Origin of the sequence: Bradyrhizobium sp. 142, from assembly GCF_023074015.1 — a bacterium.
Taxonomy (GTDB): Bacteria; Pseudomonadota; Alphaproteobacteria; order Rhizobiales; family Xanthobacteraceae; genus Bradyrhizobium.
The window spans coordinates 1-2442 of the sequence record NZ_JADPKQ010000186.1 but is presented as its reverse complement, the minus strand read 5'-3'; the positions used below and the strand labels follow the sequence as shown (position 1 = coordinate 2442).

At 62.5% G+C, this 2442-nt stretch carries 1 protein-coding gene; it reads left to right on the top strand.

Going from position 1 to position 2442, the window contains the following annotated elements:
* The first annotated feature begins 465 nt into the window (after positions 1 to 465).
* Entirely contained in the window at positions 466 to 2106 is a 1641-nt protein-coding gene (locus tag IVA82_RS17070) for an adenylate/guanylate cyclase domain-containing protein (protein WP_247387073.1), read from the top strand.
* Positions 2107 to 2442 lie beyond the last annotated feature (336 nt).

Here is a 2442-nt window from a genome sequence, read left to right as displayed (position 1 = left end):
ATCACCGCTCAACGGCAGCGTCAATCACCCTGACCGCGCAATCCAGAGCATTCCGCGCAAGTCAAGGCCGGGCACGGTGATCCTCCCATGACGCTCACGCCTCGACTCCGATCACACACCTCATCCGCGGCGCTCAAATCCCCATAGCCCCACGCCGCCCCACCTACGTGCCCACTCCCTCCCCTTGGACGCTTTCGGACGCCGGCCCTCACGGCTTGTGGCACCGCCAACCATTGGACCGGCATCCGAAACCCTTCACAGAAGGCGACATTGGCGGCCCGCATTCGATCTCTATTCAGGCGCACCCGTCAGCACAGTTGACGTTTCAACTTAGCGCGTGACCGAAACCGTCAAAGCGCGTTTGGCGCTGCGCTCTGATCCGTCGTAGAGTATGGCTGGTTGGTGGGCCTGGTGCGGGCCATGGTGCAAGAGCGGGGCCGAGTCGAGCGTAGATTATCAGCGATCTTGGCCGCCGACGTGGCTGGCTATTCTCGGCTCATGCACAATGACGAAGAGGCGACACACGCCAAGCTGACGGCACTCCTCGCCGGAGGTGTCGAGCCCGCAATTGCGCAGCACGGTGGCCGCATCGTGAAGACCACCGGCGACGGGTTTTTGGCTGAGTTTCCAAGTGCGGTCGAAGCGGTGCGGGCTGCCATGCAGTTCCAGTCCCGCATCAACGAACTTACCTGCGACGACGCGGAAGACAGGCGCATTCTCTTCCGTGTGGGGCTCAATATCGGCGATATCATCGTCGAAGCCCATGACATCTTTGGAGACGGCGTCAACATTGCGGCCCGGCTCGAGAGCATCGCCGAACCCGGCGGCATCTGTATCTCTCAGACTGTCTTCAATCACGCGCGCGACAAGGTGCCGTTCGACGTTGAGGAAGCGGGTGAGCAAACTCTGAAGAACATCGCCCGGCCTGTCCACGTTTACCGCATCATCATCGACCCGGGCCCACGGACTGCGACGCCCAAACGCCAGATTTCGGCGCTCGCGTTGCCTGACAAGCCCTCTGTCGCCGTGCTGCCGCTGACCAATATGAGCGCCGACCCCGAGCAGGAATTCGTGTCCGACGGTATAGCCGAAGATGTGATCACGGCTCTATCGCGCTATCCCTCATTGTTCGTCATCGCGCGGAACTCGTCGTTCACTTACAAAGGGCGAGCGGTTGATGTGAGACAGGTCGGGCGCGAGCTCGGCGTCCGCTACGTGCTTGAAGGTAGCGTGCGCAAGGCCGGCAGCCGGATCCGCGTGACCGCGCAGCTCATAGAGGCGGCGACCAGCAATCATGTGTGGGCCGAACGCTACGACCGCGATCTCGAGGATATTTTCGCCGTGCAGGATGAGCTTACCGAAGCGCTGGCGACCGCGCTCGCCCCCGCCATTGCAGACGCCGAGCTCCGACGCGCCATGCGCAGGCCGCCGGGCAGCCTTGATGCCTGGGCAGCCTATCAGCGCGGCCTATGGCATCTGAGCAAAGCGACCCCAGAGGACGATGAGAGCGCAGAGAAATTCTTCAGACAGGCGATCGATCTCGACCCGACCTTCAGCGGCAGCTACAGCGCGCTCGCTCTGTACCAGCTGCAAGCGGCCGCGCTCTACCAGAAGATTGGCCTGCGAGACGCGCAACGCTCGGCGGAGGCGTTGGCCCGCCGGGCGGTCGCGCTCGATGGTGCCGATGCCGAAGCCCGTTCGTGCCTGGGCTGGGCCTTGCAAGCACGCGGCGAGGCGGACGATGCGTTGGCGGAGATTGAGCGAGCTCTCTCTATGAGTCCAAATCTGGCGGTCGCGCATGGTCACCGAGGCGCGACGCTGATCTTTGCCGGACGGCCTAAGGAGGGGGTCACGTCTCTCAACGTGTGTATCAGGCTCGATCCCCGCGATCCCTATCTGGCAGTCCGTTTGTTGCACATTGCGTGCGGCTTATATTTCTGCGGCGAATACGAGGCTTCGATCGAGGCCGCGAAACGCCTAATCCGTTCGTATCCCAGTTTTCCGATGATCTACCGCTGGTCCGCGGCGGCGCTGGCCCAGCTTGGCCGCACAGCGGAAGCGAAGGAAGAACTGGAAAAGGCCGTCTCGCGCGCACCGGGGCGTTAGATATGTATGTCCGCAACAGAGCTCCGTGGTTTCGGCCAGAAGACCACTCTCACCTCATTGAAGGTTTGCGTAAGGCGGGGTGGAAGGGGTGAGGCTACATGGAACGGCCGGTCCATTTGGCGTTAGCTTAGAGCGGCCTGTTCTACGCTCCCCCGCACGACCCTGTTTTGGATTTGGAACGTCCGCCCCGGGTCACACTCGGCTGTCAGCCACAGTCGGCAATGAGGTCCGCCGTCGATCGGGCAGCCGACGTTAATCACGCCCTACTCGCGCGAGCCATGACGCGCGTACTACGTCGGACGGCTCCATCATCCGCGGATCGCGGCATTGGCCTTT